We start from the raw sequence: 24,885 nt of genomic DNA on the forward strand, positions 1-24,885 counted from the left end.
GGCAATGCGCAGGCGGATAGTTTAGGCTGCCGCGGCTTGTGGGAACGGGTAAGCTGACGTGGCAGGGTCGATAGACGGTTCGCGCAGCAGGTCTTGATTGGCAAGCATGGCGTGAACGCTTTGGGCATCGCTGGGTTGGCCGTAAAGGTAGCCCTGGCCCTTGAAAGAACCGTACTTGCGCAGTTCAGCGAGCACTTCGGACGTTTCAATGCCCTCGGCTGTAATCGGCAGGCCGAGGCCTTTGCCAAGGGACGAGATCGCCTCGATGATCGTCGCGCTGTCTTTGTTGCTATCAAGGTTCGAGACGAAATAGCGGTCGATCTTGATCTGGTCGAACGGCAGTGTGCGCAATTGGGCAAAGCTGGAATAGCCGGTGCCGAAATCGTCAAGGCTGATGCGGATGCCCTGATTGCGCAGGCTGGTGATCAATGTGCGCACAACGCCAATGTTTTCGTGCAGGCAGCTTTCGGTGATTTCGATATCAAGCCGGTGCGGCGGAAAGTTTGCTTCGTGCAAAAGTTTCAGCAGCCGTTGCGCAAACCACGGGTCGCGCAACTGGATGGGCGAGATGTTGACCGACAGCGTAAGGCGTGGGTCCCATGCAGCCGCATCAATCAGCGCTTGGCGGATGAGCGATTCCGAAAGGTCTGAAATCAGGCCGATTTCTTCAGCGATAGGAATGAAAATGTCGGGCGAAATCAAGCCTCGACGCGGGTTTCTCCAGCGAGCGAGCATTTCGAAGCCGATCAATGCGCCGCTGTCCAGATCGATCTGCTTTTCATAAAATGGCACAAATTCGCCGGCAGGAATGCCTTTACGGATGCCGCATTCCAGTTCATGGCGGTAACGCAGTTCGGCCTCCAGGCTGGCATCAAACCAGCGGTAGCCATTGCGACCAGCTTTTTTCGCCTGATACATCGCAAGGTCTGCATGGTGCAGCAGCGTGGTGGCGAGGTTTACAGATGCGTTTTTGTCAAGACAGTTCGTGGTAGCAAGACCGACCGAAGCGGTTACCGCGATGGCAAGGGAATCGATGATGATCGGGCGCGCAACCTGCTCGTTGATGCGCAGAACAAGCCGGTCAATCGCCTCTACATGATCGGGATCATACATTGCTGCGCAGGCAAATTCATCGCCGCCCAGCCGTGCAATGATCGAACGATCAGGCAAAACGGAACGGATGCGACGGGTTGCCTCCAACAGGACCGCATCACCCGTCTGATGGCCATAGACGTCGTTTGATCGCTTGAAATGGTCAAGGTCGATCATCATCGCCACGACTTCGTGACCCGTGCTTTGCGCAGCGGTGATCATGCTTTGTAAGGCATTGTCAATCGTCCGGCGGTTGAGGCAGCCGGTGAGGGGGTCTGTCTGGGCAATTGTTCGGGCAGCTTCTTCAGCGTGTCGGCGCTGCGCGACTTCGTTGACGAGGTCCATGTACCGGCGCCAACCAAACAACAGCAACGCCACATTAAGCAGCAGCGCGGCGCTTAGCACTTTGTCTCGCGGATTATCGTCGCTGATGAGCGAGGAGACGAAATCTGCGATGACAGATGATCCGTTGGCAATGATCACAATGATCATGGCGACGACAATGCCGAGACCAATCAGGTCTTTGTCGGCCTTTGCCATCGTTCCACGATTGTCAGATGTGCCTCGTCCGTCATGCTGGTCTTGCGGCAAACTTGCCATAACCCTTGCTTTCGTATTGCCCGCAACCGTCTTGCCGACGAATTGCCCCTTCGGATTAACTAAGGCATAGCTGCTGAAATTTTGGTTAATAAAAGCTTTCACAGCGCTAAAAGACCGCGTTTTGACAGCATTGCTTGCCAACGGCCGCAATCGCGCATAAAGGCCGCGCAGCAGATGGGCTTTGCACGTCTGCGGATTCGACAACGGCCCCTGTTCAGGATGCCACACGCTGGTCGGCGAGGTTTCGCCCACCGGCGTTTTTCGCGTTATGCGAAAATGGCGGGCAGGCAAGGGCTTGATGATGGGAATTGTGCGTGTTCGATAGTCTGTCAGACCGGCTTGGAGGCGTCTTCGACCGCCTGCGTGGTCGCGGCGCGCTGAACGAAGAAGACGTGCGCGCAGCCATGCGCGAAGTGCGCATCGCGCTGCTTGAAGCAGACGTAGCGCTGCCTGTTGTCCGCCGCTTTGTCGATAACGTTACCGAACTTGCCGTTGGCCAATCGGTGCTGCGTTCGGTCACGCCGGGACAGCAGGTCGTCAAGATCGTCAATGATGCGCTGGTCGAAATGCTCGGCGGCGGCACGGCAGAGCTTGATCTGGTGGCAGCGCCGCCGGTCGTGATCATGATGGTCGGTTTGCAGGGTTCGGGTAAAACCACCAGCACCGCCAAAATCGCCAAGTTGCTGAAAGAAAAGCACGGCAAGAAAGTCCTGATGGCCTCGCTGGACGTCAATCGTCCGGCGGCGCAGGAACAGCTCAAGGTTCTGGGTGAGCAGGCGGGCGTTGCAACGCTGCCGATCATCGTGGGCCAGGCTCCGGTTGATATCGCCACCCGCGCGGTGAACGCGGCCAAGCTGCAGGCGGTTGACGTGCTTATGCTCGACACCGCGGGCCGCCTGCATGTCGATCAGGCCTTGATGGACGAGATGAAGGCAGTTTCAGCTGTCTCGGTCCCCAAGGAAACACTGCTGGTCGTTGATTCACTGACGGGCCAGGACGCGGTCAACGTCGCGCAATCGTTCGCGGGCGAAGTCAATCTGACCGGCATCGTGCTGACCCGTATGGACGGCGATGCCCGCGGTGGTGCGGCGCTTTCGATGCGTGCGGTCACCGGCAAGCCGATCAAATTTGCGGGTACCGGCGAAAAGCTTGAGGCGATTGAGCCGTTCCACCCTGAACGTGTTGCTGGCCGCATCCTTGGCATGGGTGACATCGTCTCCATCGTCGAAAAGGCAGCGGCGACGATTCAGGTCGAGGACGCCGAGAAGCTTGCCGCGCGCATGTCCAAGGGTCAGTTCGATATGAACGACCTGCGCACGCAATTGCGGCAGATGCAGAATATGGGCGGGCTGGGCGCGTTGGCGGGCATGATGCCCGGCATGAAGAAGGCCAAGGCGGCAATGGCGCAATCCGGGATGGATGACCGCGTGCTTCTGCGCATGGACGCGATCATCGGTTCGATGACGCCGAAAGAGCGTGAAAAGCCCGAACTGCTCAACGCCAAGCGCAAGATCCGCGTGGCAAAGGGGTCTGGTACGCAAGTGCAGGACGTCAACAAGCTTCTGAAAATGCATCAGGAAATGGCCAAGGCCATGAAGCAGATCAAGAAGATGGGTGGCCTCAAGGGGCTTGGTGCATTGTTCGGCAAGGGTGGCCTTGGTGCCGCTATGCCGGGTCTGGACCAGCAAATGGGTCCGGGTGGGCTTGGTGGCGGAATGGGCGGCGGCAGTTTGCCGGGGCTGGGGTCGGGTGGCCTGCCATCCAACCTGAACGACCTGCTCAAGAAGCGCTGAATTTTTGAAGTTTCGTAAAGTTTGAATTTCGCTGAAAGGTTGATCTAATGTCTGTTTCTCTTCGTCTTTCGCGTGGTGGCTCAAAGAAGCGCCCGTATTACAAAGTTGTCGTCTCCAACAGCCGCGCCCCGCGCGATGGCAAGTATCTGGAGCAGGTTGGCACCTACAACCCGCTGCTCGCCAAGGACGATGAAAACCGCGTCCGTCTGGTTGAAGACCGCGTGCGTTACTGGCTGGGCGTTGGCGCACAGCCAACCGACCGTGTTGCCCGTATGCTCGACAAGGCTGGCATCAAGGAACGCAAGGTTACGCTGAACCCGAACGCCGGCGAACCCGGCAAGAAGGCCAAGGACCGCGCTGAAGACAAGGCCAAGAAGGCTGCTGAAGCCGCTGAAGCAGCAGCGGCCGCCGCTGCTGCACCGGTTGCTGAAGAAGCACCGGTTGAAGTCGCTGCTGAAGAGCAGACGGAAGCCTGATCTTGTCGGACAAACCCGTCACGCTCGCTGCCATAACCGGCGCACACGGGGTGACGGGGGAAGTCCGCCTCAAGCTGTTCGGAGAAGGCGTGGCCGCGCTTAAGCGTTACCGCGCCTTCTGCGATTCAAAGCTGACGGTGACGTCGTTGCGCGATGACAGCAAAGGTGGCGCGATTGCCCGCTTTGCGGAAATCACGGATCGCACGGCTGCCGAAAAACTCCGCGGAACGGCGCTGACCGTGCCCCGCTCAACCCTGCCGCCACTGGCTGAGGGTGAATATTACCACGCCGACCTGCTCGGCCTGCCCGCCGTCTCAACCACGGGTGAAGCGCTGGGCGAATGCATCGCCATCGAAAACTTTGGCGCAGGCGACGTGATCGAAATCCGCAAACCTGATGGCAAACGCTTCATGGTGCCGATGAAAGTCGACGCCGTGCCTGAATGGGATGAGGCGCGGATTGTGATTGAAGCGGCTTACGTGGAGTAGTATATACATCACGTATATACGGAGGCCGCGATGGGCAAAGAATACACAGCCAAAAGCTTCAAGTCAGGAAACTCGGTTGCCATCCGCGTTCCTGCCGGATTGGGAATTGAGCCTGATCGTGAGTGGGGCGTCGAGTGGGTTGATGGCGATCTGGTATTTCGCGCAAAGCCTGCGGGCAAGCGCAAGATCGATGTCAGCAAGTTTTGGGGCAAGGCAAAGGGCTTGAAGGTTCCTGAGCGGCGTGATTTTGACGAGCGCCCCAGTACCATTGCGGCCCGCGAGGCGGACGTGAATAGATGATCGCATATCTGCTCGATACCGATTGCTCGATCTACGCCATGCTTGGAACCCGCCCGGCTCTCCGGGATCGCCTATGCGATTGTGAGCCTGGTGAGGTGGGCATTTCGGCCGTAAGCTTTGCCGAGATTGTGATGGGCGAAAACCTCGGGCATCCTCCTGACTGGGAGGTGATCGAAGATTTCGTATCGGTTGTTCCGATCCTGCCGTTCGACGAGGTCGCTGCGCGGGAATACGCCAAGCTGCCGTTCAAGCGGGCGCGGTTCGATCGGTTGCTGGCGGCCCATGCCCTGAGCATCGGGGCAACGGTTGTGACCAACAATGAGGCCGACTTTGCCGACGTGCCGGGGTTGGTGGTTGAGAACTGGACGGTTTGACCGCGATGGCTTTTGCAATGCTTTTGGTGCTCTTGGTCATTATCGGCGCCATTCAATGGGCAATCGTCCAGGTGTTGGCGCGCAAAAGGCCGGTTTGGAGCCGTATGAAGCTCATCATTGCAGGTATCCTTGTTGTGCCAGTTTTGGCTCCAGTGGTTCTGGGGTTAATGAGCTTGGCCTTTGACTTCAGCGACACTCATGGCGACGCATCGCAGCGTGGGCTGTTCATGTTGGCGATGGCTTGGTTGGTGCTTTCATTGGTAAGCATTCCAACAGGAGTGATCGCCGGTTTTGTTGCGGCCAAGCAGAAAAAATTACGCCGCAATGCGGCTTTGGACACCTTCAAATGACCTTTGCTGCCACCGTCCTCACGCTCTATCCCGAGATGTTCCCCGGCCCTTTGGGTGTCAGCCTTGCGGGGCGGGCGCTGGGTGAGGAGAAGTGGTCAATGGATGCGGTGCAGATCCGCGATTTTGCGGCGGACAAGCACCGGACAGTGGATGATACGCCTGCCGGTGGCGGGGCGGGGATGGTCTTGCGTGTGGATGTGCTGGCCAAGGCGGTGGATCATGCGCGGGACAGTGGTGTCTCGACTGCGCTCGACACGAATGGCGAAAAGGCGCGGCCAGTGATTGCGCTTACCCCTCGCGGCAAGCCGTTGACGCAGCAGCGGGTGCGTGAACTGGCGGCGGGCCCCGGCGTGATCCTGCTGTGCGGGCGGTTTGAGGGGTTTGACGAGCGGATATTCGAGGGGCGCAACGTCGAGGAAGTGTCGGTTGGCGATATCGTCCTGTCCGGCGGCGAATGTGCTGCGCTGATGCTGCTTGATGCTTGCATTCGGCTGCTTCCCGGCGTAATGGGCGCGGCCTTGAGTGGACATGAGGAGTCGTTTGAAAACGGTCTTCTTGAGTACCCTCATTACACCCGGCCCGCTGAGTGGGAAGGGCGAGTGATCCCTGAAGTGTTGCGATCAGGGGATCACGCGAAAATCGCAGAGTGGCGGCAACGCCGTTCGGAAGACGATACACGGCTACGCAGGCCGGACCTTTGGGAGCGTCACATCGGCGCTCGGGTCTAGTCTGCCTCTGGTGCGCAACGTGAAGTGCAGGATTTAAAAAAATGAACCTGATTCAGCAGCTTGAAGCTGAAGCTATCGCCGAATACAAGGCGAAGAAGGAAATTCCATCGTTCCGCGCGGGTGATACCGTGCGTATCGGCGTGCGCGTTGTTGAAGGCGAGCGCACCCGCGTCCAGAACTACGAAGGCGTGTGCATCGCACGTTCGAACCGTGGCCTTGGCTCGAACTTCACCGTTCGCAAGATCTCGTTCGGCGAAGGCGTGGAACGCGTATTCCCGCTGTATTCACCAAACATCGATTCGATTACCGTGGTCCGCCGTGGTGTCGTTCGTCGTGCGAAGCTTTACTATCTTCGCGGCCGGACCGGCAAATCGGCACGTATTGCCGAGCGCAAGGTCACCAAGGTCAGCGCAGACTGAGCAGGGCGGGCGAATAGCCCAACGCCACGACACGAAAGTGTTTGAAAAGGCGTCCTGGCTCACCGCCAGGGCGCCTTTTTATGCTTTCAAACGCAACCATTTCGGGCCACCAAGGCGCATCACAAACTTGCCCTGCGTTCAAGCGGGGTCAGAGGATACCGAACCCTATGCGTCATTTTCGTCTGCTTGCCGCTTGCGCGCTGTCTGCCATTGCATTCGCGCCGCTTGCCCATGCACAACAAGGTCAAACGATGACCACGTCCGCCCCCGCCGCCGCCCAGGATCTGACCTTTGAACGCGTGTTTGCCAGCCCTAGCCTTAACGGGCCGGCCCCGCGTGCAGTCAAGCTTTCGCCCGATGGCCGCTACTTGACGCTTCTGCGCAACCGCGCCGATGACCGCGAACGCTATGATTTGTGGGGCTTTGACCGCCAGACGTCTGAATGGACGATGCTGGTCGATTCGCTCAAGCTGTCGTCCGGCCGCACGCTGTCTGAAGCCGAAAAGATGCAGCGGGAGCGCCAGCGGATCGGCGATCTGAAGGGCATCGTGACGTACGAATGGGCCGCTGACGGTAAGTCGGTACTTGTTCCGGTGGACGGTGATCTGCTGCTGGCGGGTCTTGATGGCTCGGTGCGCAAGATCGAGGGCACGAAGGGCGGCGAACTGAACCCCAAGTTGGGACCAAAGGGCGAGCATATCGCCTTTGTGCGCGACCGCCGTTTGTGGACAAGCAAGGTCGCTGGCGGTGAGCCGGTCGCGATCACGCCCGAAGAAGCCAACGCAAACGTCCATTGGGGCGAGGCTGAGTTCGTTGCACAAGAAGAAATGGCGCGCTTCAACGGCTTCTGGTGGTCGCCTGATGAAAGCCGCATCGCGGTTGAGCGCTTTGACGAGAGCATGGTTGGCGTAGTTACCCGCGCGGCCATCGGCGCAGAAGGCACCAAGACTTACGATCAGCGCTATCCCGCTGCGGGCACGCCCAACGCTGAAGTCTCGCTATGGGTTATGTCGCCTGATGGTTCGGGCAAAGTGCAGGTCGATCTGGGTGCGGACAAGGACATCTATCTGGCGCGCGTCGATTGGGCGCCGGGTGGCAAGGAACTTTACGTGCAGCGGATGAACCGCGAGCAAACCGTCCTCGACATGCTCAAGGTTGATCCTGCGACCGGCAAGTCGACCGTGCTGTTCAGCGAGAAGGCAGCCGCGAGGCACTGGATCGACCTGTCCGACAGTTACCGCTTCCTCAAGGACGGTAGCCTTGTGTGGTGGTCGCAGCGCGATGGCTTTGGCCACCTGTATCACTACAAGGGCGGCAAGTGGTCGCAATTGACCAAAGGCGACTGGACCGTCACCGGTGTGGTCGGCGTGGATGAGGCGGGCGGCAAAATCTATTTCACCGGCACCAAGGACGATGTGCTGGCGCAGCAGGTCTATGCGATGGACCTCAAGGCTCCGGCAAAGCTGAAGCGACTGACCGAGCTTGGCTGGGTCAATGGTGCGTCGATGGACAAGAGCGGGCAGACGTTGATGATTTCGCGATCATCCGATGCGCAGCCCGCCCAATCGTTCATCGCCGATACCAGCGGCAAGCGTCTTGCATGGATTGAGGAGAACAAGGTGTCGGGCGCGCATCCTTATGCGCCCTATCTTGGCAGCCATCGTCCGGCGCAGTTCGGCACGATCCCGGCATCGGATGGCACGCCGCTGCATTACATGATGATCACGCCGCTACTGGAGGCCGGCAAGACCTATCCGGTGTTCACGTACCACTACGGCGGCCCATCAGCGCAAGTCGTCTCCAAGGGCTTTCAGGGCGCTCTGGCGCAGGCGATTGTCGACAAGGGCTATATCTACTTTGCCATAGACAATCGCGGGTCGGAAAATCGGGGCGTCAAATTCGCCTCGGCACTGCATCATGCAATGGGGTCGGTCGAAGTCGAGGACCAGTTGGCAGGCGCGAATTGGCTGAAGAAGCAGCCGTTTGTTAATGCGGACAAGATCAGCACATTCGGCTGGTCCTACGGCGGTTACATGACGATCAAGATGTTGCAGGCCAATCCCGGCGCTTATGCCGCTGGCATTGCCGTGGCGCCGGTGACCAAGTGGCAGATGTACGATACGACATATACCGAGCGCTATCTGGGTGATCCGGTGAAGTTGCCGCAAGTGTATGAAAAGTCAAACGCGCTGGCCGAGACTGGCAAGATCAGCGATCCCTTGCTGATCATTCACGGCATGGCCGATGATAACGTGGTGTTTGAAAACGCCAGCGCCATTATCGCCAAGATGCAGGGTGAATCCGTGCCGTTCGAAATGATGCTCTATCCCGGCTATACGCATCGCATCAGCGGGCCGAAGGTGAGCAAGCATTTGTACGAGACGATTTTCCGCTTTCTTGACCGTAATGGCGCGGGCAGCGGGAAGTAGAGACGAAGTTTCCTTACACCGTCACCCTGAACTTGTTTCAGGGTCCATTTCTCAACCGAGAGCATCGGTCTGACTTGCAAGATGGATCCTGAAACGAGTTCAGGATGACGGAAGTGGGTGAAAGTGACGAGGCGCATTCGGGCAAGTCTGGTTGCGCACCACAAAAGTGTTTTTAACTTGGCTGGTCGGCACCAGCCGCTAGGGAACGGACCGACTGCTTGATCGGCGGGCCGCTTGAAGGGAATGGACATGGGTTACCGGGTTGTAGTTGTTGGCGCGACGGGGAACGTGGGCCGCGAAATGCTCAACATCCTCGCCGAGCGCGAGTTTCCGTTGGACGAAATCGCCGCAGTGGCATCGCCGCGCTCGCAAGGCACCGAGATTGATTTTGGCGAGACCGGCCGCCGGTTGAAGGTGAAGAATATCGAAAACTTCGATTTCACCGGATGGGACATTGCGCTGTTTGCCGCAGGTTCCGGACCGACCGAAATCCATGCCCCGCGCGCTGCTGCTGCTGGTTGCGTGGTGATCGACAATTCGTCGCTCTATCGCATGGACCCCGATGTGCCGCTGATCGTGCCAGAGGTGAACCCTGACGCCATCGACGGCTATACCAAGAAGAACATCATCGCCAACCCCAACTGCTCGACCGCGCAGATGGTCGTGGCGCTGAAGCCTTTGCACGACGCCGCCAAGATCAAGCGCGTTGTTGTGGCGACGTACCAATCGGTTTCAGGTGCTGGCAAGGAAGGCATGGACGAACTGTTTGAACAGACGCGCGCCATTTATATGCCGCAAGGTGAACTGGGCGACCCCAAGAAGTTCACCAAGCAGATTGCGTTCAACGTGATCCCGCACATCGACCTGTTCCTGGACGATGGATCGACCAAGGAAGAGTGGAAGATGATCGCTGAAACCAAAAAGATCCTCGATCCCAAGATCAAGATCAGCGCCACCTGCGTGCGCGTGCCGGTTTTTGTAGGCCATTCCGAAGCGATCAACATTGAATTCGAAAACGAAATCAGCGCCGAAGAAGCCCAGAACATCCTGCGTGAAGCGCCGGGCGTCATGCTGATCGATAAGCGTGAAAACGGCGGCTACATCACGCCGATCGAATGCGTCGGCGATGATGCGACTTATGTCAGCCGCGTGCGCGAAGACCCGACCGTGGACAGCGGCTTGTCGCTGTGGTGCGTTTCGGACAACTTGCGCAAGGGCGCTGCTTTGAACGCAGTGCAGATCGCAGAACTGCTTGGCCGTCGCCACCTGAAGAAGGGCTGATCCGGCCATGACAGACGTTACCACCGAGTTCTTTTCCGGCTTTGGCGATGCGCGGCTTGCGTTGCATCGCATGGGTGCGGGGAGGCCGGTGGTACTTCTGCACGGGTTGTTTTCATCAGCGGAGGTCAACTGGATCAAGTTCGGCACTGCCGCGCAATTGGCGGCCTTGGGCTTTGAATGCCTGATGCCCGATTTGCGGGTACACGGGCAAAGCGAAGCTCCGCTTGATCCGCGCGCCTATCCGCAAGACGTGCTTGTGCGCGATGCCGAAGCGTTGGTGGCACATTTGCGGCTCACCGATTTTGACCTCGCCGGATTCTCGCTCGGCTCACGCACCGCGACGCGCGCCGTGCTGGGCGGGATGAAGCCTCGTCGTCTGGTGTTAAGCGGCATGGGGCTGGAAGGGCTTGCCGGATGGACGCGGCGGCAGGACTTCTTCCTCGACGTAATTGACCGCTTCGGCACGATCCCACGCGATGATCCGGCCTATTTCTCGCAGCAGTTCCTCAAGACCATGGGCGTAAACCGGGATGCCGCGCGCCTCTTGCTGGGCACGATGGCCGATAGTGACCCCGCCAGCCTCAGCGCTATTACCATGCCGACGCTGGTATTGTGCGGCGATCAGGATAACGACAATGGTTCAGCGGAAAAGCTGGCCGACACTTTGCCCGATGCGCAACTGGCGTTAATCCCCGGAACCCACATGAGTTGCGTGACTACGCCAGCGCTGGGGCGTGAAATCGGGACGTTTCTGTCTCAATAAAAGGTGGACGCACCCCCTTGCGGCGGGGGCAAGTTCATGTCAGCTTCCAGTCAACAAACGCAAAGGCCGATAAGAGCCTTGTGATGGGATCTGGATGACATGAAACTTCGCTGGCTCTTGGCTGCGCTCACCGCAACAGCATTGGCCCCCACAGTTGCTGGGGCCACCACGTCTGGCGCTGCAACGGTATCTGCCATAAAGCCGGATGGCGTTGCGGTTGCCTTGCAGAATCTTGGCTACAAGGCTGAATTGGCAAAGGATGCCAATGGCGATCCGCTGATCAACACCGATATTGGCGGCTGGCAAGCAGCGCTGCTGTTTTACGAATGCAACGAAAAGACGCACGATGGCTGCCAGTCATTGCAGTTTGTTGCCAATTTTACGCCCGAGAAAAAGTTTACCGCCGATGATGCCGTCCGGTTCAACCGCAATACGCGTTTTGCCTCGGTTTCGCTCGACAAAGACCAGTCAGTAATGATGACCTGGGATGTCGTGACCGGAAAAGGCATTGATCTTGAAGTGTTTTCCAACGCGGTCGACATGTTCCGTAGCGCGATGGACACACTGGGCACCGAAGTGTTCAAATAAACTTTCGAGCCAAGCCCGCGCAAGCGGGCGGGACGCAAACTGAGCAATCCCGAGCGGGGCTAGCCGCGACGGATTGCTTTTTTGTTTGTGGGCCTTTTGTCGGGCTACCTGAAAGGCGGCTCGTTAAAGGCGCGCAGCTTGCGGCTGTGGAGGCGGGTGCCTTCCTGGCGGAGCAACTCGCAGGCGGTGGTGCCGATGGCGAGGTGGGCGGCAATGGCCTCTTCGTAAAAGCGGTTGGCTTGGCCCGGAAGCTTGATTTCACCGTGCAAAGGCTTGTCCGAAACGCATAGCAAAGTGCCATAGGGCACGCGGAAGCGATAACCTTGAGCGGCAATCGTAGCGCTCTCCATGTCGATGCCGACAGCGCGCGATAGCGACAGGCGACGGGCCGAGTGCGTGTATCGCAACTCCCAGTTACGATCATCGGTGGTGACGATGGTGCCGGTCCGCATGCGCTTTTTAAGGTCGATCCCGCCAGCTCCGCTGACCATTTCAGCCGCAGTCTGCAATGCGACTTGCACTTCGGCGATGGCCGGAATGGGAATTTCGGGCGGCAACACCGGATCGAGCACATGGTCATCGCGCAGATAAGCGTGGGCAAGCACGTAATCGCCGATCTTTTGGGTGGGGCGCAAGCCGCCGCAATGGCCGATCATCAGCCACGCTTCGGGACGCAGCACGGCAAGGTGATCGCAAATGGTCTTGGCATTGGACGGGCCAACGCCAATATTGACCAGCGTGATGCCCGATTTATCCGGTGCGACAAGGTGATAAGCAGGCATCTGGTGCCGCCGCCAAGCCGTGTCAGACAGGCGTGCGCGTGCGTTTTCAACGGGTGCGTCAAGGCTCAGCCCGCCAGCACCGGTTAGCGCTACATACCGTTCGCCATCAATCTGCTGGGCGGCCCAATCGACGAATTCATCGACATAGCGGTGATAGTTTGTGAACAGGATATACCGCTGAAAATCTTCGGAGCGGGTGCCGGTGTAATGCGCAAGTCGGGCAAGGCTGAAATCGGTGCGCAGGCCATCGAACAAGGATAGCGGGAAGGGGCCATCGCCGACGTTGAATTCGCCATCGGCAATTTCGTCGCCGATGTGGGCAAGGTCGGTTGCGGGGAAATGCTTTGCGAGTTCCTGTGGGCTTACCAAAGCGATTTGTGCGCCGTAGGCCCCGTCAAGAACATAGGGAAAAGGGATTTCCTGCCGTGATCGGATAACTTCGATGTGCACGTTATAGGATGAGCGGATCAGTTCGATCTGCTCGGTCAGGTAATCTGCAAACAGCGCAGGCCGGGTGATTGTGCAGGCATAATTGCCGCGTTGCGTCAGTCGGCCAAATGCACGGCCAATCGATTCCGTGCGGGGATCATCATCAAGCCGGATTCGCAATTCGGGATAGCTGTAGGAGCCATCGCTGCGTCTGCTGAGTGGCGGGGGTGTGCCGGTATTTGCATAAATCGCGATATCGTCACGGAGCTTGGCAACGGCGTTATCGTAAAGGTCGATGAGTTCCGCGATAATAGTTTCAGTTGTAGCCATCATCATGCATGTAGCGCGCCTTCATGGCACTGCAAAGAAGCATGAAACGAAAAAGGGCGCCCCGAAGGACGCCCCTGATCTTGCTGCCGAAAGAGTAGGAAGCCTTAAGCTTCCGTTTCCTCTTCGCCTTCGTCAAGAAGGTCAGCCGGGATTTCACCGGGTTCAGCATTAGGGTTGTAAGCTTCGGTAAAGCCACCAACTTCGGTATCGAACATAGCATCGATAACGTTGATGCCTGCAGTTTGCAGAGCAGCTTCGTCAGCCGAACGTGCGACGTTGACCTTGACGTTAACCGATACTTCAGGGTGCAAAGCGACCTTGACGTTATAAACGCCGATGGTCTTGATCGGGCGTTCCAGCACGATCATGCCCTTGTTTACCTTGGCGCCCTGTTCAACCAGTGCGTCGGAAATGTCACGGACCGAAACCGAGCCGTAAAGCTGGCCAGCGTTCGAAGAAGCGCGGATAAGCACGACTTCCTTGCCTTCAACGTTGCTCGACTCAGTCGTAGCTTCGTCACGGCGGGCAGCGTTGTCGGCTTCGATGCGGGCGCGGTTTGATTCGAAAATCTTGCGGTTGGCATCGTTGGCGCGGAGCGCTTTTTTGTTAGGCAGCAGGAAGTTGCGGGCATAGCCGTCCTTGACGGTTACTTCGTCGCCGATGGCGCCCAGCTTCTCGATGCGCTCGAGCAGGATGATCTGCATGGTCTGCGCTCCTTACTTAACGATGTACGGCAGGAGGCCGATTTGCCGGGCGCGCTTGATCGCCTGGCTCAGCTCACGCTGCTTCTTTGCCGAAACGGCAGTGATGCGGCTAGGGACGATCTTGCCACGCTCGGACATGAAGCCCTGCAGCAGACGTACGTCCTTGTAGTCGATCTTTGGAGCGCCCTTGCCCGAAAACGGGCAGCTCTTGCGGCGGCGGAAAAACGGACGAGCCATCTCTTATTCCCCTTCGCGTTCGCGGCGACGTGTGCGCTCGCGGTCGTTCTTGCGCATCATCACTGACGGGCCGGCTTCATGTTCGTCAACGCGGACGGTCATGAAACGGATCACATCTTCGTTGATCGAGGTTTGACGCTCAAGCTCGGTGATGGCTGCGCCTGAAGATTCGATGTTCAGCAGCACGAAGTGCGCCTTGCGATTCTTCTGGATCTTGTATGCCAGTGAACGGAGGCCCCAGGTTTCGGTCTTCGTGACCTTGCCATTGTTGGCTTCGACGATTTCGGTGGCGGTGGCGGCAAGCACGTCAACCTGAGCTTGGCTCAAGTCTTGGCGCGCCAGAAACACATGCTCGTAGAGCGGCATGCTGTTGCGTCCTTATCTATTTTAACCGATCGCTGGCTTGTCCGCGGTATTGCGGGGCCCCTCCGGCTTTCTTGAATGATCGCCGGGTTACCGGTGAAGCGGTAGCCCTTAGCGTCTTTGCGAGGGATTGCAAGCGATAGCGTGGCCGAACGCAAGATCAGGGCGTTTTACCCTTGTGTCGCAAGGTCTGCTTTGCGGGAGTCCCGCAAAACAGGATGGACGTAATATTGGTCGCGCGAACGGCCACATAGCTGGCGCATGAGAGCATCAGGACAATCCCGGTGGCAAGCAGCCATTGCAGTTCAGGCAGAAGCGGTGTGGCGCGGATATGGGGCAGGATGACCATCGCCCAGACCAGATGAAACAGGTAAATTGCCAAGGCGCCATCGACAAAGAACCTGATCGTGCGGCTCGGCCCTTTTACCAGCAATGCCAAGATGCGGAACGAGCCCAAGGACATCAGATAAGCCAGCGGCAGTTCAATTGTCCGCATGATCCACAGGCCGGTTTCATCGGGATAGATTTCCATGCCCAAGGCTGGACGGATCAACGGGTCAAGCGGGATTAAAACCAGCAACAGCAATGCAATAGCGGGCCAGATCACCCAATGGCGCAGCGCAAACACTTGGTCCCCAATGCGTCCATGCCATGCCAGCACACCTACAATAAAACCCGCTGCATGGAACACGAACTGTTGCCACAGCAGCGTTTCGAACGGGGCATCAGGAATGGGCGGGACCCACAATTCGCTGATAATCCGTACGATACCCCAACCGCCAAGTGCCAGCATCAGGCCAAGTGCGCCCGGTCCGCACAGCAGCATTGCGCGCTGGATGCGCGGGCCCGCTGTGATGCGGTGGATCGGGATTGCGGCATAGCAGACGCAATAGCCAAGCAGCACAATCAGGAACCACAGATGATCCAGCGCCAATGGCATGCCAAGAAAGCGCGGGGATGGCTTGTGCAGCACCAAAGCCTGTAACTGGAACTGGATAACTCCGACGGTGGCCAGGCTTGCCACCAAAGGCAGGCCCAACCTGCGGGCACGTTCGTGCAACCAGACCCGCGCGCCCTTGCGCTCTCGCATCATGCCCGCAAAGTATCCTGCCAGCATGAAGAATGCGAACATGCGAAACACATGCGTTACGGAAAGATAGCCGCCAATGACCTGCGATATCTGAAAAGCGATGGCGGGAGGCTCGCTTTCGAATATGGCTTTGGTTGCGACATGAAATGGCAACCCTAGTAGCAACAGCAAAGCGCGTGCTGCATCAAGATGATACAAGCGTTGGACCGTTGTCGAAGCAGGCATGGTTGGAGGCGAGGGTGGAGGCTGGGCCATGATGGCCGCCCTAACCATTTCTGGTTGCCCAAGCGAGAGCTTCATTACAGAAACACCTGCGGCCCTGCACTGTTAGGGCGAAAGTAACCAATCTTGACTAGGTAAATCTTCGTAGCTTTATGGCTTCTTATCGGGCCTGATCTGAATGGTAGTAAGAGGAATATTCAAAGGTTTGGCGCGCGCGCCATCGCTTGGACGCAATGGTGAGAAAGCACAGCTTTCTGCCGCTGCACCAGCGCCTTTGGCTGATCCTTTCGCCAATTCTGACGCGGTTGCGCGGCAAGCGGTGCTGGACGAATTCGAACAGGCCGGTTTTTCTTGGCTGTGGTCAACCGATCGCGAGGGTCGGCTGTCCTATATTTCGCCCGGCGCCACGGTTGACGCGGCGACACTTGTTGGCAAATCGCTGACATCGGTGATCGAAACGGATCCCGAAAATCCTGATGAACGGTCGGGCCGTCCATTAAGGTTCCAGCTTTCTGCCCACAGCCGGATTTCCGACCTTATCATCCGCTTTACCGGCACTTCAGTCGAGGATGTGCGGTGGTGGGCGCTGTCGGGGCAGCCCCATTCCCTGCCGGATGGCACTTTCGCCGGTTATCGCGGCATCGCGCGGGATGTAACCAGCGAATACCGGCGCAAACGTGAAGATTCGCGCGCGGCCGAGTTTGATTCGCTCACCGGCTTGTTCAACCGTCATCGCATGACCCGCCGGATGGACGCTGTCCTGGCTGCGTTCCGGCCAACCGGCCAATGCTGCGGCTTGATGATGCTTGATCTTGATCGGTTCAAGCAGGTGAACGATACAATGGGCCACCCTGCGGGGGATGAACTACTTCGCCAGGTTGCGGATCGGTTGCGCACCGTGGTGGGAGATCGCGGAGAGATTGGCCGGCTGGGTGGCGATGAATTCCAGATCATCCTGCCCAACTTTGATGATCGCGGGCAAATGGGCGAACTTGCCGCCAAAATTATTCAGATGGTGTCACAGCCTTATGCGATTGAGGGCAAACGTGCGGTCATTGGTGCATCGCTAGGTATTGCAGTGGCACCGCACGACGGCGATACCCGCGAAGCCCTTGTCGCTTCTGCCGACCTTGCGCTTTATGCCGCTAAAAATGGTGGGCGCGGCCAGTTCCGGTTCTTTACATCAGAACTGCAGGATGAGGCATTCGAACGCACCGCGCTCAACCACGATCTGCGTGAGGCTTTGGCGCGCGAAGAGCTTGAACTGCATTACCAACCGGTTGTGCGGATCGATGACAACACAGTCGTCGGGTTTGAGGCGCTGATGCGCTGGAACCATCCCGAGCGCGGGGAAATTCCGCCAGCGGTTTTCATCCCGATTGCCGAGGAAAGCAATTTCATCGTGCAATTAGGCGATTGGGCTTTGCGCCAAGCGTGCAAAGACGCAGTGCAATGGCCCGAATCTGTGCGTTTGGGCGTTAACATTTCCACAGTGCAATTCGCAAATCCCGGTTTCATCGCCACGGTCAAAGAAGCGCTTGAGGCAAGCGGCCTTGAACCCCGGCGGCTTGAGCTGGAATTGACCGAAAATGTGTTCATGCGCGACAAGGAGATGGTCGATGAGGTCTTTGCGGCGCTGAAAGGACTGGGCGTACGGCTGGCTTTGGATGATTTCGGCAGGGGCTATTCGTCACTGCGCTACTTGCAGTCAGCTCCGTTCGATAAGCTCAAGGTTGACCGCAGTTTTGTTGCCACGTGTGCGTCGGACGACCAAAACAGCGCGAAGATCATTTCAGCCATCATAGGTCTTGCCGATGCCTTGGGCATGGAAACAACGGTTGAAGGCGTCGAGGCGTTCGATCAACTGGAAGTCGTGCGCCAACGCGGTGGAAAAATGGTGCAAGGGCACATTTTTGCAAACGCCATGCCGATTGATGAAGTCAACCATCGCATGGCATCGGGTGACCTGAAGATTGAACCGAACGGCCCGTCAAGGCACCGGATCGAACGACGTGCGGTGTTCAGGCGGGTTGGCGTAATCCACGATGATCACCGTTATGAGGCTGTCATGCGCGACTTGTCGCGGGTTGGCGCGCGGATTGACGGACTGTTGGGAGTGCCGGTTGGAACCAAACTTGTGGTCGATCTGGGTGGCGGGCAACTGGCCGTATCAGTCGTAACCCGTTCCAAAGGCCCGGTGATTGGCGTTGAATTTGAAACACCGCTGACCAGCGATGGATCAGGCGGACTGTGTACTCGGCACCGTTTGTCGCCATTAATGTTGGCGGCGGCAACTGCTGCTGCAGCCTCGGCACCAAAGGGTCGGCAGCAATTTATGGAAGTTGCCGTTCGCGGCTCACGCGATCACGGTTAGGCAAATTTTTGGACAGGCGGACCCTTGCGCTTGTTCGGGCGTTCCCGCACATCTGCTGCCATTGTCGCCGCCTCAAAGGATAAGCCTCTCCCATGCCAACCGGTCTAGTCGCCCTGCTCGACGACATTTCCGTTATCGCCCGCGCTGCTGCATCCTCGCTTGATGATGTCAGTGTGGCCGCTGCCAAGGCGGGATCGAAGGCTGCTGGCGTCGTGATTGATGACGCCGCCGTAACACCATCCTACGTCACCAATTTTACGCCCGACCGCGAATTGCCGGTGATCCTGCGGATTGCCCGGGGCAGCCTGTTTAACAAGCTGGTTATCCTTTTGCCGGCAGCCTTGGCTCTCAGTGCGCTTTTGCCCTCGGCCATTACGCCGCTGCTGATGCTGGGCGGGCTTTTCCTGTGCTTTGAAGGCGCTGAAAAGCTCATCGAGAAGTTTGGCGCTGAAAAGATCGGCGAAACTCTGGAGGACGAACCGACAGACGTCGTCGCCTTTGAAAATGAACGTGTTTCGGGCGCTATCAGGACGGACTTGATCCTGTCGGCTGAAATTATGGCCATCGCGCTGGCCGAAGTATCAACGGAAGGACTGGTGCAACAGGGCATCATCCTTGCCGTTGTCGGTATTGCCATCACTGTGGCCGTTTATGGCACAGTCGGGCTGATCGTAAAAATGGACGACATCGGCCTACACTTGTCGACCAAGGCCTCGTCCATCGCCAAAGCGACTGGCCGCCTTTTGCTGCGCGCCATGCCCATACTCCTGACAGTCCTAGCCACCGTGGGCACCGCTGCCATGCTGTGGGTCGGCGGCGGCATCATCTTGCACGGGCTTGAAGAACTTGGCTTTCCTACCCCAGCTGATATCGCCCACGTCGCCCAATATGCAGTTGAAACGTCCACAGGCCCGTTTGGCGGCGTGCTGGGTTGGCTGACATATGCGGTACTGTCAGCGCTGGTCGGGCTGGTCCTTGGCACAATTGTAGCCGCCGGTGTGCATGTAGTGGCCAAGGCGCGCGGCAAGCACTAAGGCAGGTGCTAATTCAGGCAGCGCGTCGCATGGCCGCGATCTTTGGCACATGGCCTTCACGGTAGTGCCTGATAGCAAAGTCGCTGACGAGGCTCTCGAACACGGCGTCATGCAAGGGGTGTTCAAACTCAAGCCCGCTTGACCGGTCGCGTGACCAGATGACGAATGCGGTCTTTGGACGAAGGCCGGGCAACATCAGCTGGATCGCTTCGTCGATGCGCAACTTTTCAAGCCCTTCGATCCGCGCGCCGTACTGGTTAAGATCCTTAAGGATAACCGTTGACCGTTCCGTGCCATGCTTGCAGCGCACGGGAAGTTCAATTCCAACACGCGGGGCGCGGCGATCGGCGTGCATATTGTCAAAATCGGTTTCACGCCACATCGCCAATTCTCCGCCCTACGTTAACTACATCAATTAGGACGGTTGGAGAGCGTGGCTTTTCAGGGTAAGGGACACTTTTAAGTCAGGCTGCGTAGCGAAGTGCGATACGATCATCCTGTCCGGTTGTGCGGAATCCATCGACCAGCGAAGACAGCGCCGTAGCCTCGGTCGCCAAAGCCCGCGCTGCCGCTGTGCTTTCCTCGACCATGGCAGCGTTCTGCTGGGTCATCACGTCCATTTCGCGGACAGCTGCGGTAATCTGTTCCAGGCTGGCGGCCTGATCGATGGCCGCGCGCGTGACTTCATCCAGCATATCATTGGCAGACTGCACGCTGCCCGAGATTTGTTCGAGCAAAACACCGGTTTGCCCGACGCGTTCCACGCCTGACCCCACTTGTATTCCGCTCGTCCGGATCAAATCCTTGATGCTGGACGCTGATTCCGATGATCGCTGCGCCAGTGCGCGCACTTCTGTGGCAACCACGGCAAAGCCTCGGCCAGCTTCGCCTGCACGCGCAGCTTCAATCCCTGCGTTCAATGCAAGCAAGTTGGTCTGGAATGCTATGCCTTCAATCATATCGATAATTGCGGTAATTTGCCCAGACGAATGCTGGATTCCGTCCATCGCTTCAATCGCCGTGTCGATCACCGCGCGGCCGTCATTGGCTTCGTTATGTGCCGCAGCAATCGCCGCGCGCGCTTCATCGGTACGCTGAGACGTGCCTTTGACCAATGCGGTCACGTGATTCATCGACGCTGAAGATTCTTCAAGGCTGGCCGCCTGGCGCGCATTGCGTTGGGCAAGATTGTCCGATGCGCTGCGAATTTCGCTTGCGCCTGTGCTCACTTGAACGCTTGCCAGCTTCACTTGGCCAATCGTGCGGTCAAGCTGCTCAAGCGTTTGGTTGAACGCCGTTTGCAACGCCGCATAGTCCTGCGGCAGTGCATTATTCATGCGGTATGCAAGATCGCCTGCCGCCAGTTTGCCCAATGCCTGCGCCATGATGGACACGACTTCGGCCTGCTGCGCTGCGCTAACCTGGCGGGCACGCGCCCCTTCACGGAACACTTCGATCGCGCGGGTAATCTCGCCGATTTCATCGTGCCGGTGTTCGTGACATTCATTCACATCAAGATCGCCTGTCGCCATTCCGTTCATGGTGGTGGCAACAGCTTGCAGCGGATCAAAAGCCGTGCGGAACAAGGCGCGAATAGCCATGATCATCAGGCCAATCGCCATGAGGCCGAGCAGCGCGATCAGTCCCATCGCCCAAGTCACCACTTGGCCTGCATCTTGCGCAACGGTTGCAACCCGCGCGGTCGCATTCATTGTCAGGCCTTCAATCGATTTGCGATGCGCATCAAACTGTTCACGCGCGTTCAAATAGCTAGCCTCGGCCCGTGCAGTGTCGCCTTGCTCAAGCGCCGGGATCAGCGATTGATTGACCTCGGTCCAGAATGCTTCAGCTTTCAGCCCGGCATCACCCTCTCTCGCAGCTTTAAGGTCTTCATCAAGCTTGCCTCCATCCCAATATGCCGCGCGCGTCCGATAAACCTTTTCAAGCCGTGCCAGCGCCAGCTTGCTTTGCGCAAGAGAACCGGGATTGCGCATAAGTTCCGACACTTCCAGCATCGGTTCTATGACAAAAGCGGGCGGAGGCATGATATCTGCCACAAATTCGTTCATCAGCGCCTCACGCTGATGGATCGACCCGCCGATGCGGATATGGTTCATCGCCAATCCGGCGCTGAGAATGACAGCAGCGACAACGCCAGTCAGCACAAAACCGCTGCGCGTTGTCTTCTCACGGATGGTCAGCATTGAACGTCCTCTTTTGCGTAGGGGACTGCCCTTAGCAAAAAGACGATGTAAAACGATTGCAGCGCATCCTGATACAAATGCAGATGCAGCATTACCGCCAAATTTACGATATCAGAAGGCGATTGAATATGTCGTGCGCAAAGGCCGACAATGTATCGTCCCGCGCGCCCATAATAACTATGCGATCATCTGTTTGAGCAAGCGCGATAATTCGTTCAGCGCAATCGGCGCGGTCTGGAATATGCTCAGCTTTTCCGCCATGTATTCCGATCAATCTAGCAATGCGCTCTGACCCGACGGAGCGATCAACCGTGCCACCGAAATAAACCGGATCGCACAAAATCGTTAAGTCGTTTGTTCCAAGACCCTCAGCCATGACCTCGGCCAATTCGGCGCCCATTTGGCGCAACGGGCCATATCCGTGCGGCTGGAAGAACGCGATGATTCGTCCCGGATGCGCGCGCAATGTGGCCAGCGTCGCGGCGATCTTTTCGGGGTTGTGGCCGAAATCATCGATAACGGTAATCCCGCCAGCTGTGGTGCCGACTATATCAAAGCGCCGGGCAAGCCCCGCGAAGCTGGCGATGTGGTCCACGGCTTCGGCCACGCCAAGGCCCGCAGCGTTGGCAGCAGAAATGGCTGCCAATGCGTTGGAAAGGTTGTGGCGTCCAGGCACTTGCAGTCGCAGCGCGTGTGTCGTGCCATCGCGGCGGTCGATCAATTCAGCGGTGATATTGGTTGCCCCATCGCTGATCGACCCGTCGGTAACGCTGATCATTGCATCTTCAGACAAGCCAAACGTTACAACGCTCTCTGCACGGTCCACCAGCGCCATGCTTTCCTCGTCATCAGCGTTGATCACCGCGGTGCCTGCGCATTCCAGGAAATTTCCAAACAATTCGCGCAGTTCCTCCAGACTCTTATGATCAAGACTGACGTTGTTGAGCACAGCGATGGTGGGACGATACAGCGCTATAGACCCATCACTCTCATCCACTTCGGAAACGAACATGCCGCCCGTTCCCACGCGGGCAGAGGCGAATGGTGCTTCAGGTGCGACAAAGTTCTTCATTACCGCGCCGTTCATGATCGTCGGATCGCGGCCTGCTTCGGTCAAAATCCAACCGATCATACCTGTCACCGTCGATTTGCCGCTGGTCCCGCCAACTGCAATTGAATGAGGCGCGGCGTTAAACAGTGCAGACAGCAATTCGGCGCGGCTCATCCTTGCGCAGCCAAGGGCCGTGGCGCGGACCACTTCGGGCACGGTGTCCTCAACTGCGGCTGAAGCGACAAGCACTTGTCCCGCCGACGTTATGCCCGATCCATCTTGCGGGAACAGTGTAAAGCCCAGCGTTTCAAGCCAGGCAAACTTTTCCGGGGTGCGTCCCTGATCGCGGCTACGGTCAGACCCTGCCACCCGCGCGCCCATGCCGCGCAAAATCAACGCGAGCGGCAACATGCCCGATCCACCAATCCCGCAGAAGAACCATTCACGGGCAGAGAGACTTTCGGGCGACAGGTCGGCAAGGTTTGTCATAACCTATCGGGTATTCGTCTGCGCGTTCGGTGACAACCACCAGATTTCCAGTTTCACCAGACGCGTGAACCTGTCTAGGATGGCGCGGTGACCAAACGTATCGCCATATGCGCTCCTTCGACTCCGTTCAGCCGCAGCGATGCAGCGCGCGTCACGGCTTTGGCGGCGGCGGAATTTCCGTCATTAGAGCTTATTTTTCACGACCAATGCTTTGCCAGCGAAGGCCATTTTGCCGGGCCAGATGCGCAGCGTTTGTCCGCTTTTGTTGAATGCGCCAATGATCCTGCGTTCGATGCGGTATGGTTCGTGCGCGGCGGCTATGGCGCAAACCGTATCGCGATGGACGCACTGGCGCTGCTCGGTCCGGCCGCGAGTGACAAGCACTTCCTTGGTTACTCTGATGCGGGCACTCTGCTTGGACTGCTCTACCGCGCACGGATCGGGCGGCAGGTTCACGCGCCCATGCCCAATGATATCCGCCGAGCCGGCGGCGATGCAGCGGTGCGGCGCACGTTAGCATGGCTTGGCGGTTCGACAAGCGGGCTGGAGCCATCGCTCGATGGACAGACACCGGCGGTCGCGTTCAACCTGATGACACTGGCGATGCTGTGCGGAACCCCGCTTTTGCCCGATTTGGCCGGTCATGTGGTGATGATCGAAGAAGTTGCTGAATATGACTATGCCGTTGACCGACTTTTGTTCAGCGTTACCAACCATTTGGCGTCCATGGGTATCGCGGGCCTGCGTCTGGGCCGGGTAAGCGACGTCCCCGAAAATGACCGCCCTTTTGGCTGCGCGGTTGAAGATATGGTGCGCTTCTGGTGCGCGCGAACCGGCATTTCCTATCTTGGCGATGCCGACATTGGCCATGACGTTGATAACAAGATCGTGCCGTTCGGTCTTGCTTGACCAGCGGACGCGGCATAGGGCCACAGGCCGAATATGTGGAGGGTCTGATGCGAGCGTTCGTTTTTCCGGGGCAGGGCAGCCAAAAGATCGGCATGGGTGTCGAACTCGCGCAAGCCAGCGCAATTGCGCGCGAGGTGTTCGAGGAAGTTGATGAGGCGCTTGGCCAAAAGCTCTTTCAGATTATGAAAGACGGGCCGGAGGACGCTCTCACCCTTACAGAAAATGCCCAGCCCGCGATCATGGCCAATGCCATCGCGGTCTTGCGCGTGTTGGAAAAGGAAGGCGGCATCAGCCTTGCTGACAAGGCCGATTTCGTCGCAGGCCACAGCCTTGGTGAATATACTGCCCTGTGCGCAGCGGGTGCATTCAGCCTTGCTGACACGGCGCGCCTGCTAAAGCTGCGCGGGCAATCGATGCAGGCTGCTGTGCCTGTCGGTATCGGCGCGATGTGTGCTTTGCTGGGCGCCGATATCGAAAAGGCGACTGCTCTGGCTGAAGCGGCGGCTGAAGGAGAAGTTTGCACAGTCGCCAATGACAATGACCCGACGCAAGTCGTGCTGTCTGGCCACAAGGCCGCGATTGAGCGTGCCGTGGCGATGGTCAAGGACCACGGCATCAAGCGCGGCGTTTTACTGCCAGTATCAGCGCCTTTCCATTGCCCGCTGATGCAACCTGCCGCCGATGCCATGGCTGAAGCCTTTGAAAAAACCCCGCCCGGACCATTGCGTGTGGCTCTGTTCGCGAACGTTACCGCATCAATCGTCACCGATCCTGCCGAAGTAAAGCGCTTGCTGGTCGAACAGGTCACCGGCCGCGTGCGCTGGCGCGAAAGCGCAATCGCGATGAAGGCCGCAGGCGTTGAACAATTCATCGAACTCGGCGGCAAAGTCCTCGGCCCCATGATCACCCGTTCAGCCGGCGACGTTTCCGTAACAAGCGTCATCGGCATGGCGGATATTGAAAACATTCTGAAGGAGCTTTGAAAC

Annotated in this window: 25 protein-coding genes; 16 read left to right on the top strand and 9 right to left on the bottom strand. The window is 58.0% G+C overall.

The features are described 5' to 3' along the window. Positions 1-21: 21 nt before the first annotated feature. A complete protein-coding gene (locus B7Y89_RS03315; RefSeq protein ID WP_292935722.1) occupies positions 22-1,692 on the bottom strand; it encodes an EAL domain-containing protein in 1,671 nt (556 codons plus the stop codon). Between the two features lie 314 nt (positions 1,693-2,006). On the opposite strand from B7Y89_RS03315, the gene ffh reads away from it, so the two are divergent. The 12 genes from ffh (at position 2,007) to B7Y89_RS03375 (ending at position 11,681) form a co-directional block, all read left to right on the top strand. Further along, the gene (gene ffh, locus B7Y89_RS03320; RefSeq protein WP_292935724.1) at positions 2,007-3,485 is read left to right on the top strand and encodes a signal recognition particle protein; all 1,479 of its coding nucleotides are present in this window, start codon (positions 2,007-2,009) and stop codon (positions 3,483-3,485) included. Positions 3,486-3,532: 47 nt separating this feature from the next. Continuing rightward, positions 3,533-3,961: a 30S ribosomal protein S16 gene (gene rpsP, locus B7Y89_RS03325; protein WP_292935726.1), complete on the top strand. Its 429-nt coding sequence runs from the start codon at positions 3,533-3,535 to the stop codon at positions 3,959-3,961. Next, a complete protein-coding gene (gene rimM / locus B7Y89_RS03330; RefSeq protein ID WP_292935959.1) occupies positions 3,961-4,449 on the top strand; it encodes a ribosome maturation factor RimM in 489 nt (162 codons plus the stop codon). The genes rpsP and rimM overlap by 1 nt, the downstream gene beginning before the upstream one ends. Before the next feature lie 30 nt (positions 4,450-4,479). Continuing rightward, on the top strand, positions 4,480-4,749 hold the full coding sequence (locus tag B7Y89_RS03335) for a hypothetical protein (protein WP_292935727.1): 270 nt from the start codon (positions 4,480-4,482) through the stop codon (positions 4,747-4,749). Beyond that, the gene (locus B7Y89_RS03340) at positions 4,746-5,123 is read left to right on the top strand and encodes a type II toxin-antitoxin system VapC family toxin (RefSeq protein WP_292935728.1); all 378 of its coding nucleotides are present in this window, start codon (positions 4,746-4,748) and stop codon (positions 5,121-5,123) included. The genes B7Y89_RS03335 and B7Y89_RS03340 overlap by 4 nt, the downstream gene beginning before the upstream one ends. Further along, positions 5,120-5,473, top strand: coding sequence for a hypothetical protein (locus B7Y89_RS03345; protein ID WP_292935730.1), 354 nt, complete (start codon positions 5,120-5,122; stop codon positions 5,471-5,473). The genes B7Y89_RS03340 and B7Y89_RS03345 overlap by 4 nt, the downstream gene beginning before the upstream one ends. Next, complete coding sequence (gene trmD, locus B7Y89_RS03350) at positions 5,470-6,201, top strand: tRNA (guanosine(37)-N1)-methyltransferase TrmD (protein ID WP_292935732.1); 732 nt, start codon at positions 5,470-5,472, stop codon at positions 6,199-6,201. Before B7Y89_RS03345 ends, trmD begins: the two co-directional genes overlap by 4 nt. A 41-nt stretch (positions 6,202-6,242) precedes the next feature. Further along, positions 6,243-6,620, top strand: a complete 378-nt coding sequence (gene rplS, locus B7Y89_RS03355) for a 50S ribosomal protein L19 (RefSeq protein ID WP_231469780.1) — start codon at positions 6,243-6,245, stop codon at positions 6,618-6,620. Positions 6,621-6,787: 167 nt separating this feature from the next. After that, positions 6,788-9,049 carry a S9 family peptidase gene (locus B7Y89_RS03360; protein ID WP_292935734.1) on the top strand — a complete coding sequence of 754 codons (2,262 nt, stop codon included), beginning with the start codon at positions 6,788-6,790 and terminating at the stop codon, positions 9,047-9,049. A 249-nt stretch (positions 9,050-9,298) separates the two neighbouring features. Further along, positions 9,299-10,330, top strand: a complete 1,032-nt coding sequence (locus B7Y89_RS03365; protein ID WP_292935736.1) for an aspartate-semialdehyde dehydrogenase — start codon at positions 9,299-9,301, stop codon at positions 10,328-10,330. A 7-nt stretch (positions 10,331-10,337) separates the two neighbouring features. Then, on the top strand, positions 10,338-11,093 hold the full coding sequence (locus B7Y89_RS03370) for an alpha/beta fold hydrolase (RefSeq protein WP_292935738.1): 756 nt from the start codon (positions 10,338-10,340) through the stop codon (positions 11,091-11,093). Positions 11,094-11,192: 99 nt separating this feature from the next. Further along, positions 11,193-11,681 carry a YbjN domain-containing protein gene (locus tag B7Y89_RS03375; RefSeq protein WP_292935740.1) on the top strand — a complete coding sequence of 163 codons (489 nt, stop codon included), beginning with the start codon at positions 11,193-11,195 and terminating at the stop codon, positions 11,679-11,681. Between the two features lie 104 nt (positions 11,682-11,785). Here the strand turns inward: B7Y89_RS03375 and B7Y89_RS03380 are convergent, their stop codons facing one another. The 5 genes from B7Y89_RS03380 to B7Y89_RS03400 form a co-directional block, all read right to left on the bottom strand. Next, complete coding sequence (locus B7Y89_RS03380) at positions 11,786-13,222, bottom strand: AMP nucleosidase (RefSeq protein WP_292935742.1); 1,437 nt, start codon at positions 13,220-13,222, stop codon at positions 11,786-11,788. Between the two features lie 104 nt (positions 13,223-13,326). Beyond that, positions 13,327-13,926 carry a 50S ribosomal protein L9 gene (gene rplI / locus B7Y89_RS03385; protein ID WP_292935744.1) on the bottom strand — a complete coding sequence of 200 codons (600 nt, stop codon included), beginning with the start codon at positions 13,924-13,926 and terminating at the stop codon, positions 13,327-13,329. 12 nt (positions 13,927-13,938) lie between these two features. After that, positions 13,939-14,163 carry a 30S ribosomal protein S18 gene (gene rpsR / locus B7Y89_RS03390; protein WP_292935746.1) on the bottom strand — a complete coding sequence of 75 codons (225 nt, stop codon included), beginning with the start codon at positions 14,161-14,163 and terminating at the stop codon, positions 13,939-13,941. A gap of 3 nt (positions 14,164-14,166) precedes the next feature. After that, a complete protein-coding gene (rpsF, locus tag B7Y89_RS03395) occupies positions 14,167-14,529 on the bottom strand; it encodes a 30S ribosomal protein S6 (RefSeq protein ID WP_292935748.1) in 363 nt (120 codons plus the stop codon). A gap of 157 nt (positions 14,530-14,686) precedes the next feature. Next, positions 14,687-15,916, bottom strand: a complete 1,230-nt coding sequence (locus B7Y89_RS03400; RefSeq protein ID WP_292935750.1) for an acyltransferase family protein — start codon at positions 15,914-15,916, stop codon at positions 14,687-14,689. Between the two features lie 127 nt (positions 15,917-16,043). Between B7Y89_RS03400 and B7Y89_RS03405 the strand changes: the two genes are divergently transcribed. Then, positions 16,044-18,212 carry an EAL domain-containing protein gene (locus B7Y89_RS03405; RefSeq protein WP_292935752.1) on the top strand — a complete coding sequence of 723 codons (2,169 nt, stop codon included), beginning with the start codon at positions 16,044-16,046 and terminating at the stop codon, positions 18,210-18,212. Positions 18,213-18,304: 92 nt separating this feature from the next. Then, positions 18,305-19,246, top strand: a complete 942-nt coding sequence (locus tag B7Y89_RS03410; protein WP_292935754.1) for a DUF808 domain-containing protein — start codon at positions 18,305-18,307, stop codon at positions 19,244-19,246. Positions 19,247-19,259: 13 nt separating this feature from the next. On the opposite strand, the gene B7Y89_RS03415 is transcribed toward B7Y89_RS03410, so the two are convergent. The 3 genes from B7Y89_RS03415 to B7Y89_RS03425 form a co-directional block, all read right to left on the bottom strand. Then, positions 19,260-19,628, bottom strand: a complete 369-nt coding sequence (locus tag B7Y89_RS03415; RefSeq protein WP_292935756.1) for a PilZ domain-containing protein — start codon at positions 19,626-19,628, stop codon at positions 19,260-19,262. A gap of 82 nt (positions 19,629-19,710) precedes the next feature. After that, positions 19,711-21,450, bottom strand: a complete 1,740-nt coding sequence (locus B7Y89_RS03420) for a HAMP domain-containing methyl-accepting chemotaxis protein (RefSeq protein WP_292935758.1) — start codon at positions 21,448-21,450, stop codon at positions 19,711-19,713. 103 nt (positions 21,451-21,553) lie between these two features. Beyond that, entirely contained in the window at positions 21,554-22,990 is a 1,437-nt protein-coding gene (locus tag B7Y89_RS03425; protein WP_292935760.1) for a Mur ligase family protein, read from the bottom strand. A gap of 87 nt (positions 22,991-23,077) precedes the next feature. Between B7Y89_RS03425 and B7Y89_RS03430 the strand changes: the two genes are divergently transcribed. Both B7Y89_RS03430 and fabD read left to right on the top strand, forming a co-directional pair. Continuing rightward, complete coding sequence (locus tag B7Y89_RS03430; protein WP_292935762.1) at positions 23,078-23,899, top strand: LD-carboxypeptidase; 822 nt, start codon at positions 23,078-23,080, stop codon at positions 23,897-23,899. Between the two features lie 47 nt (positions 23,900-23,946). Next, complete coding sequence (gene fabD / locus B7Y89_RS03435) at positions 23,947-24,882, top strand: ACP S-malonyltransferase (protein WP_292935764.1); 936 nt, start codon at positions 23,947-23,949, stop codon at positions 24,880-24,882. The last annotated feature ends 3 nt before the right edge of the window (positions 24,883-24,885 follow it).

The organism is Novosphingobium sp. 32-60-15, from assembly GCF_002280675.1.
Classification (GTDB): Bacteria; Pseudomonadota; Alphaproteobacteria; order Sphingomonadales; family Sphingomonadaceae; genus Novosphingobium.

What these genes read in the sequence shown, in the direction of transcription:
- B7Y89_RS03315 (WP_292935722.1), bottom strand. Translation starts at nt 1,692, where the DNA reads ATGGCAAGTTTGCCGCAAGACCAGCATGACGGACGAGGCACATCTGAC.
- rpsP (WP_292935726.1), top strand. Translation starts at nt 3,533, where the DNA reads ATGTCTGTTTCTCTTCGTCTTTCGCGTGGTGGCTCAAAGAAGCGCCCG.
- B7Y89_RS03335 (WP_292935727.1), top strand. Translation starts at nt 4,480, where the DNA reads ATGGGCAAAGAATACACAGCCAAAAGCTTCAAGTCAGGAAACTCGGTT.
- B7Y89_RS03340 (WP_292935728.1), top strand. Translation starts at nt 4,746, where the DNA reads ATGATCGCATATCTGCTCGATACCGATTGCTCGATCTACGCCATGCTT.
- trmD (WP_292935732.1), top strand. Translation starts at nt 5,470, where the DNA reads ATGACCTTTGCTGCCACCGTCCTCACGCTCTATCCCGAGATGTTCCCC.
- rplS (WP_231469780.1), top strand. Translation starts at nt 6,243, where the DNA reads ATGAACCTGATTCAGCAGCTTGAAGCTGAAGCTATCGCCGAATACAAG.
- B7Y89_RS03360 (WP_292935734.1), top strand. Translation starts at nt 6,788, where the DNA reads ATGCGTCATTTTCGTCTGCTTGCCGCTTGCGCGCTGTCTGCCATTGCA.
- B7Y89_RS03365 (WP_292935736.1), top strand. Translation starts at nt 9,299, where the DNA reads ATGGGTTACCGGGTTGTAGTTGTTGGCGCGACGGGGAACGTGGGCCGC.
- B7Y89_RS03370 (WP_292935738.1), top strand. Translation starts at nt 10,338, where the DNA reads ATGACAGACGTTACCACCGAGTTCTTTTCCGGCTTTGGCGATGCGCGG.
- B7Y89_RS03375 (WP_292935740.1), top strand. Translation starts at nt 11,193, where the DNA reads ATGAAACTTCGCTGGCTCTTGGCTGCGCTCACCGCAACAGCATTGGCC.
- B7Y89_RS03380 (WP_292935742.1), bottom strand. Translation starts at nt 13,222, where the DNA reads ATGGCTACAACTGAAACTATTATCGCGGAACTCATCGACCTTTACGAT.
- rplI (WP_292935744.1), bottom strand. Translation starts at nt 13,926, where the DNA reads ATGCAGATCATCCTGCTCGAGCGCATCGAGAAGCTGGGCGCCATCGGC.
- rpsR (WP_292935746.1), bottom strand. Translation starts at nt 14,163, where the DNA reads ATGGCTCGTCCGTTTTTCCGCCGCCGCAAGAGCTGCCCGTTTTCGGGC.
- rpsF (WP_292935748.1), bottom strand. Translation starts at nt 14,529, where the DNA reads ATGCCGCTCTACGAGCATGTGTTTCTGGCGCGCCAAGACTTGAGCCAA.
- B7Y89_RS03400 (WP_292935750.1), bottom strand. Translation starts at nt 15,916, where the DNA reads ATGAAGCTCTCGCTTGGGCAACCAGAAATGGTTAGGGCGGCCATCATG.
- B7Y89_RS03410 (WP_292935754.1), top strand. Translation starts at nt 18,305, where the DNA reads ATGCCAACCGGTCTAGTCGCCCTGCTCGACGACATTTCCGTTATCGCC.
- B7Y89_RS03415 (WP_292935756.1), bottom strand. Translation starts at nt 19,628, where the DNA reads ATGTGGCGTGAAACCGATTTTGACAATATGCACGCCGATCGCCGCGCC.
- B7Y89_RS03420 (WP_292935758.1), bottom strand. Translation starts at nt 21,450, where the DNA reads ATGCTGACCATCCGTGAGAAGACAACGCGCAGCGGTTTTGTGCTGACT.
- B7Y89_RS03425 (WP_292935760.1), bottom strand. Translation starts at nt 22,990, where the DNA reads ATGACAAACCTTGCCGACCTGTCGCCCGAAAGTCTCTCTGCCCGTGAA.
- fabD (WP_292935764.1), top strand. Translation starts at nt 23,947, where the DNA reads ATGCGAGCGTTCGTTTTTCCGGGGCAGGGCAGCCAAAAGATCGGCATG.